7 protein-coding genes and 1 pseudogene are annotated in these 6,639 nt (G+C 72.5%); 4 read left to right on the forward strand and 4 right to left on the reverse strand.

All coding sequences use genetic code 11. The features are described 5' to 3' along the window. A pseudogene (locus tag AXW62_RS38565) lies at nucleotides 1–236 on the forward strand (hypothetical protein); the annotation flags it as partial. A 3-nt stretch (nucleotides 237–239) separates the two neighbouring features. Here AXW62_RS38565 and AXW62_RS38570 read toward each other — a convergent pair. Next, complete coding sequence (locus AXW62_RS38570; protein ID WP_252368893.1) at nucleotides 240–959, reverse strand: hypothetical protein; 720 nt, start codon at nucleotides 957–959, stop codon at nucleotides 240–242. A gap of 220 nt (nucleotides 960–1,179) precedes the next feature. On the opposite strand from AXW62_RS38570, the gene AXW62_RS38575 reads away from it, so the two are divergent. The 3 genes from AXW62_RS38575 to AXW62_RS38585 are packed head-to-tail and all read left to right on the forward strand — an operon-like array spanning nucleotide 1,180 to nucleotide 4,178. After that, nucleotides 1,180–2,463, forward strand: coding sequence for a magnesium transporter MgtE N-terminal domain-containing protein (locus AXW62_RS38575; RefSeq protein ID WP_060948449.1), 1,284 nt, complete (start codon nucleotides 1,180–1,182; stop codon nucleotides 2,461–2,463). Further along, nucleotides 2,453–2,983, forward strand: coding sequence for a DUF1003 domain-containing protein (locus AXW62_RS38580; RefSeq protein WP_060948450.1), 531 nt, complete (start codon nucleotides 2,453–2,455; stop codon nucleotides 2,981–2,983). The genes AXW62_RS38575 and AXW62_RS38580 overlap by 11 nt, the downstream gene beginning before the upstream one ends. Nucleotides 2,984–3,023: 40 nt before the next feature. Then, nucleotides 3,024–4,178, forward strand: coding sequence for an Mrp/NBP35 family ATP-binding protein (locus tag AXW62_RS38585; RefSeq protein WP_030822838.1), 1,155 nt, complete (start codon nucleotides 3,024–3,026; stop codon nucleotides 4,176–4,178). A 75-nt stretch (nucleotides 4,179–4,253) separates the two neighbouring features. Here the strand turns inward: AXW62_RS38585 and AXW62_RS38590 are convergent, their stop codons facing one another. The 3 genes from AXW62_RS38590 to AXW62_RS38600 all read right to left on the reverse strand — a co-directional run. After that, nucleotides 4,254–4,913, reverse strand: a complete 660-nt coding sequence (locus AXW62_RS38590) for a hypothetical protein (protein ID WP_060948451.1) — start codon at nucleotides 4,911–4,913, stop codon at nucleotides 4,254–4,256. 118 nt (nucleotides 4,914–5,031) lie between these two features. Beyond that, a complete protein-coding gene (locus AXW62_RS38595) occupies nucleotides 5,032–5,544 on the reverse strand; it encodes a sec-independent translocase (protein ID WP_060948452.1) in 513 nt (170 codons plus the stop codon). Between the two features lie 58 nt (nucleotides 5,545–5,602). Then, nucleotides 5,603–6,639 (reverse strand): S1C family serine protease (locus tag AXW62_RS38600; protein ID WP_159061080.1); only part of this gene is annotated, 1,037 nt, incomplete at its 5' end.

Raw genomic sequence — 6,639 nt, forward strand, 5'->3', positions numbered from 1 at the left:
CGGCGGACGCCGACCACATCGCGGAGCGCTGGGCCCGCGAATGCCGGGTGCTGCGGCTGGAGCCCGCCCCCGGGGCGCTCGCCGAGCACCCCACGGGCTCCCTGGCGGCGGCTCCGCTGCCGTCCCCGGCGACGACCCGCCGCCCGGTCCCGGCGGCTCTCCCCAAGCTCCTCGCCCGCCGCACGAAGCGCGCCGGCCAGAAGCGCGCCGACCAGAAGCGCGCCGGTAAGGGCTGAGGGTCAGGGCGTCGTCGGGAGCTGCTGCCCGTAGTCCAGGACGTGGCCCTTCTCCGGGGCGGTGAGCGTGAAGTCCTTGTTCCAGTCCGCGAGCCGGATCACGCCCGCGCCGCCCGCCCGCCGCAGCCGCAGCGGATAGGGCCGGCCCTCCAGGGAGACGTCGAGCGACCCTCCCTCGCCGGCCTTGCCGGCGCTGATGCGGATCGTCCGCACGCCGCCCACCTGGCCGTGGTCGCCCGTGGTGATCTCGCCGTGCAGTCCGAGCAGCCCGTCGAGCAGCAGGCTCATATCGGTGAAACCGCTGAGCCGCTGGTAGGAGGGGTCGCCGGAGGGGACCTTCACATACTTGTTGTCGAGCTTGCCGGCCGCGGTGTCCGCGCCCCCGCCGCTGTCCCCCGCGCCTTCGGCGCCGTGCGACCAGAAGCCCGCGTCGGCCTTGAGGTAGAGCTCCTCGCCGACGCGCAGCAGCTCGAAGCTGGAGTCCTTGGTGGAGACCTGGCCCGTGCCGCCGTCGGCCTTGAGCCGCATGTCGAGCGTGTAGGTGACGCCCTTGGTGACGAGGTTGCCGGAGAGCCGCACGGAATTCGCGCTTCCGGCCGCCTTGCGGGCTCTGTCCTCGATCTTCGTGGCGGGGAGCTTCCCCACGCCGTTCGTGCCCGCGTCGGGGTCCTTCTCCCCACCGCCGCCACACGCGGCGAGCGTGGCGGCCAAACCCGCGCACATCGCCGCAACGACAGCCCTGTTCCGGGTGCGCACGTCCGCTCTGCCTCCTGATGCCGGTGCAGTAGGGCAGCGTACCGGTGCCGCCCGGCGGTGTCCGCCGGGTGCCGCACCTCCCTCGCCCGGCGGCAGGGCAGGGGCGGGCACGTTAGCCTGAACCCGGTGAAGAGCGGATCATTGCCTGGAACAGCCAGGAAACCCCACATATGAGGGGAGGCGGGACATGCCGGCAGGTGGTCCCCGGGTCTTCGTCTCGCACCTCGCGGGCATCGCCGTCTTCGATCCGGGCGGCGACCAGGTGGGGCGGGTGCGCGATGTCGTGGCGATGCTGCGGCTGGCCGGCCGCCCGCCGCGGGTGCTCGGGCTGGTGGTCGAGGTGGTGGGCCGCCGCCGGATCTTCCTGCCCATGACGCGGGTGACCGGTGTGGAGTCCGGCCAGGTCATCATCACCGGAGTGCTCAACATGCGCCGCTTCGAACAGCGCCCCACCGAGACCCTGGTCCTCGGCGAACTGCTCGACCGCACGGTGCGGATGGTCGAGACCGAGGAGCCGGTGACCGTCCTCGACGTGTCGATGACACGGCTGCCCGCGCGCCGGGAGTGGGAGATCGACAAGGTCTTCATACGCCGCGGCAAGGCCGGCGCGCTGCGCCGCCGCGGCGAGACGCTGACCGTGGACTGGTCGGCGGTCACCGGCTTCTCGCTGGAGGAGCAGGGGCAGGGCGCGGAGAACCTGCTGGCCACCTTCGAGCAGCTGCGCCCCGCCGACCTGGCCAATGTGCTGCACCACCTGTCCGCCAAGCGCCGGGGCGAGGTGGCGGCGGCCCTGGACGACGAGCGGCTCGCGGACGTCCTGGAGGAGCTGCCCGACGACGACCAGGTGGAGATCCTCGGCAAGCTGGAGGAGGAGCGCGCGGTCGACGTCCTGGAGGCCATGGACCCCGATGACGCGGCCGATCTGCTCTCCGAGCTGCCCGAACCGGACAAGGAGCGGCTGCTGGGCCTGATGCGCCCCCGCGACGCGGCGGACATGCGGCGGCTGATGTCGTACGAGGAGGGGTCGGCGGGCGGTCTGATGACGACCGAGCCGATCGTGCTGCGCCCGGACGCCACCGTCGCGGACGCCCTCGCCCGGGTGCGCGAACAGGACCTGACGCCCGCGCTCGCCGCCCAGGTGTACGTGTGCCGCCCGCCCGACCAGACGCCCACCGGACGCTACCTGGGCATCATCCACTTCCAACGGCTGCTGCGCGACCCACCGTTCACCCTCGTCGGCGCGTCCGTCGACACCGATCTGCCACCGCTGCCGCCGGACACCCCGCTGCCCGTCGTCGCCGGCCATCTGGCCACCTACAACCTGCTGGCGGCGCCCGTGGTGGACGAGACCGGCTCCCTGCTGGGCGCGGTGACGGTCGACGACGTGCTGGACCATCTGCTGCCGTCCGACTGGCGGGAGCGCGAGCTGTACGCCGGGACGGCCCTGCCGGGGACCGCCGATGGACGGTGACGGCAGCCGGCTGGACCGCCCCCGGGCGCGCCGCCGCAGTCCGCTGCCGCGCTGGGACCCCGAGGCGTTCGGCAAGGCGTCGGAGCGGATCGCGCGCTTCCTGGGCACCGGGCGGTTCATCGCCTGGATGACGGTGTTCGTCGCCCTCTGGCTGGCCTGGAACATCCTGGCGCCGCCGCGGCTGCGGTTCGACCCCTTCCCGTTCATCTTCCTGACGCTGATGCTCTCGCTCCAGGCGTCCTACTCCGCCCCGCTGATCCTGCTGGCCCAGTACCGGCAGGCCGACCGCGACCGCGTCAACCTCGAACGGGACCGCAAGCAGAACGAGCGGTCCATCGCCGACACCGAGTTCCTCACCCGGGAGATCGCGGCGCTGCGGACGGGCCTGGGCGAGGTCGCCACCCGCGACTGGCTCCGCGCCCAGCTGGAGGAGCTGCGCCGGGAGCCGGACGGCGGGCGGACCGCGCCGCGGGCGGGCGGCCACGGCGACCCGCGGCCGAGTGAGGAACGCGACCGCTGACGGCCGTCCGCCCCCGCCCACGGCGCCGTACCATCTCCGTATGGCTACCGACACCCTCCCAGCGCCGAGCGAAGACGCGGTACGCGCCGCGCTCGCGACGGTCAACGACCCGGAGATCCACAAGCCGATCACCGAGCTCGGCATGGTCAAATCCGTCGAGATCGCGGCGGACGGCTCGGTCGCGGTGGTGGTCTACCTCACGGTCTCCGGCTGCCCGATGCGGGACACCATCACCAGCAGCGTGCGGACGGCGGTCGCCGGGGTCGAGGGCGTGACCGGTGTCACGGTCGGCCTCGAGGTGATGAGCGATGAGCAGCGGCGGGAGCTGGCCGCCTCGCTGCGCGGTGGCCAGGCCGAGCGTGAGGTGCCCTTCGCCAAGCCGGGCTCGCTGACCCGGGTGTACGCGGTGGCCTCCGGCAAGGGCGGGGTCGGCAAGTCGTCGGTGACGGTCAACCTGGCCGCCGCGATGGCCGCCGACGGCCTCAAGGTCGGCGTGGTGGACGCCGACATCTACGGCCACTCGGTGCCCCGCATGCTGGGCGCCGACGGACGGCCCACCCAGGTCGAGAACATGATCATGCCGCCGTCGGCGAACGGCGTGAAGGTGATCTCCATCGGGATGTTCACCCCGGGGAACGCGCCGGTGGTCTGGCGCGGACCGATGCTGCACCGCGCGCTCCAGCAGTTCCTGGCCGATGTCTACTGGGGCGACCTCGACGTGCTGCTGCTCGACCTGCCGCCGGGCACCGGCGACATCGCGATCTCCGTCGCCCAGCTGGTGCCCAACGCCGAGATCCTGGTCGTCACCACGCCGCAGCAGGCCGCCGCCGAGGTGGCCGAGCGGGCCGGCGCGATCGCCGTCCAGACCCATCAGAAGATCGTCGGCGTGGTGGAGAACATGTCCGGGCTGCCCTGCCCGCACTGCGACGAGATGGTCGACGTCTTCGGCACCGGCGGTGGCCAGCTGGTCGCCGACGGGCTCAGCCGGACCACCGGCACGACGGTGCCGGTGCTGGGCGCCATCCCGATCGACGTACGGCTGCGCGAGGGCGGCGACGAGGGGAAGCCGGTCGTGCTGACCGACCCCGACTCCCCGGCGGGCAGCGCGCTCAAGGCGATCGCGGGCAAGATCGGCGGACGCCGGCGCGGACTCGCGGGCATGTCGCTGGGCGTCACCCCGCGCAACAAGTTCTGAGCCCACGCGCTCGGCTTCGGCCCGTGGCTCAGGGGCGGCTTCCCGAGGAGGCCGCCCCTGAGCCGCGTACCGCTCTTATCCGTCGTACCGGGTGATGTCCTTGACCACCGCGAAGCCCAGCCCGTACGCGCTCATCCCGCGGCCGTACGCGCCGATGTGGACCCTCTCGCCCGCCGATCCGGCCAGCACCCAGCCGTACTCCGACTCCCGGTAGTGGAAGGTCTCCGGCACCCCGTCCACCGGGAGGGACAGCTGCGACCAGCCCTCGCCCTCCAGGTCGTCCGCCAGCTCCCAGGCGATCGCGGTCTGCTGGTCCAGCCAGTCCTGGCGCAGCGTCCGCTCCATCCGGGTCGGCCAGGTGCACGACAACAGACCGGAGCCGGCCAGCCAGGCGGCGGAGGAGACCGAGGTGGCCTCCAGCTTGCCGGTGCCGTCGGCGCTGTCCCGTCCGGGGCGGCCGGCGACGGTGACGACCACCGTGAAGCGCTGCTGGTCCATCTCGGTCTCGACGCGCAGCGACGGCTCCTCGCCGTGGCCGGTCGAGCCGTACTCGACGATGCCGTCGGCCGCCGCGCCCACCTCCATCAGCCAGCGGGGGCCGGTGAACGCCTCGTCAAGCCCGTACCAGGGGAAGGCCGCCTTCAGATAGCCGTCGACGCTCCGCCGGGTGTCGGCGGGCATCCCCTGCGCGGTCGCGGCCACCCCTTGTGCCCCTAGCCGACCCGTGGTCTCCATGTGCGCGCGGCCTCCTCGTTGCCCTGCGTCGTGGGCGGCCCGCCCCCCTCGGGCGACCCTCACCCCGGACAAGGGGAGGATAGCCATACGGGTCAACCAGCCCGGACATACGGGGGGATCAAGTGGCGTCGGAGTCGAACGGCGGGCGCTCGTCGCGCCGCGGTTCCTCGCGCTTGCGCAGCAGGTCAGGCGTGCTGGAGTCGCCCTTGGACAGGGACGGCGGGGTGGCGCCGGAGGCGCCTGAAGAGCCCTGCGGCGGATCACTCTCCCGGCCGTGCACCGAGTCGGCGACCTCCGCCATCTCCTTGCGGAGGTCGAAACCGTTGCGGATCTCCTTCAGGCCCAGCTCATCGGAGTCCAGCACGTGTTTGCGCACGAACGTCTTGGGATTGAGGTCCTCGAACTCGAAGTCCTTGAACTCCGGCCCCAGCTCCGAGCGGATGTCCTCCTTGGCGCTGTCGGAGAACTCCCGGACCTTCCGGATGAACCGCGACACGTCCCGCACCACCTTCGGCAGCTTGTCCGGGCCGAAGATGATCACCGCAAGGACAACGAGCGCGACAAGCTCGAGAGGTCCTATGTCCAACACCTTGCAGCTCCTCAAGACGTCTGTGGTCCCGGCCTGGGCCATCCAACACGGTACCTGGCGGCGGGGGCGGCGCGGGAGACGCCCGGACCAACATCGGGCGTCAGTCGCTGCTCGCCGAGCCCAGGGTCAGCTCCGCGGTGTGTTCCCCGCCGTCGCGCTCGACGGTGAGCCGGAGCCGGTCCCCGGGGCGGTGGCTGCGGATCTTCACGATCAGCTCCTGTCCGCTGTGCACCCGGACGCCGTCCACCTCCGTGATCACGTCCCCGGCCTCGATCCCCGCCTTGTCGCCGGGGCCGCCCGGGGTGACCGGCTCGCCGCCGCCCGCGCTCTCGGTGTTCACCCGGGCGCCGTCCCCGGTGTAGGCCATGTCGAGCGTGACGCCGATCACCGGATGGGTGGCCCTGCCGGTGTTGATCAGCTCCTCGGCGACCCGCTTGCCCTGGTTGATCGGGATGGCGAAGCCCAGGCCGATGCTGCCGCCCTGACCGCCGCCGAGGCCCGAGCCGTCGTCGGCCGCCCGGATCGCGCTGTTGATCCCGATGACCCGCCCCCTGCTGTCCACCAGGGGGCCGCCGGAGTTGCCCGGGTTGATCGGGGCGTCGGTCTGCAGCGCGTCGACATAGCTGACGTCGCTGCCGTCCTCCTCCTCACCGCCCGCGGTGATGGGACGCTCCTTGGCGCTGATGATCCCGGAGGTGACCGTGCCCGCCAGGTCGAACGGGGCTCCGATGGCCACGACGGGGTCGCCGACGCGCACCGAGTCGGAGTTGCCCAGCGGCAGCGGGGTGAGCCCGGAGACGCGGTTGACCTTGATCACCGCGAGGTCGTAGCCGGCGTCGCGGCCGATGATCTCGGCGTCGGCGTCCTGCCCGCTGTTGAAGGTCACCGATATGTCGCCGCCCGTCCCGGCGGGCTCCACGACATGGTTGTTGGTGAGGATGTGGCCCCGCTTGTCGAGGACGAAGCCGGTGCCGGTGCCCTCCTCCGAACCGCCGCGCACATGGATGGTCACCACGCCCGGCAGCGAACGGGCGGCGATCCCGGCGACGCTGCCCGGGGCCCTGGCCTCCTTCTCCACCGGGGCCTGCGGCAGCTTCACCGCCACTCCCCCGGAGGCGCCGTCCCGCTCCGCGTACG

This window comes from Streptomyces hygroscopicus subsp. hygroscopicus (assembly GCF_001553455.1).
GTDB classification, from domain to species: Bacteria; Actinomycetota; Actinomycetes; order Streptomycetales; family Streptomycetaceae; genus Streptomyces; species Streptomyces hygroscopicus.

What these genes read in the sequence shown, in the direction of transcription:
- AXW62_RS38570 (WP_252368893.1), bottom strand. Translation starts at nt 959, where the DNA reads ATGTGCGCGGGTTTGGCCGCCACGCTCGCCGCGTGTGGCGGCGGTGGG.
- AXW62_RS38590 (WP_060948451.1), bottom strand. Translation starts at nt 4,913, where the DNA reads ATGGAGACCACGGGTCGGCTAGGGGCACAAGGGGTGGCCGCGACCGCG.
- AXW62_RS38595 (WP_060948452.1), bottom strand. Translation starts at nt 5,544, where the DNA reads ATGGCCCAGGCCGGGACCACAGACGTCTTGAGGAGCTGCAAGGTGTTG.
- AXW62_RS38575 (WP_060948449.1), top strand. Translation starts at nt 1,180, where the DNA reads ATGCCGGCAGGTGGTCCCCGGGTCTTCGTCTCGCACCTCGCGGGCATC.
- AXW62_RS38580 (WP_060948450.1), top strand. Translation starts at nt 2,453, where the DNA reads ATGGACGGTGACGGCAGCCGGCTGGACCGCCCCCGGGCGCGCCGCCGC.
- AXW62_RS38585 (WP_030822838.1), top strand. Translation starts at nt 3,024, where the DNA reads ATGGCTACCGACACCCTCCCAGCGCCGAGCGAAGACGCGGTACGCGCC.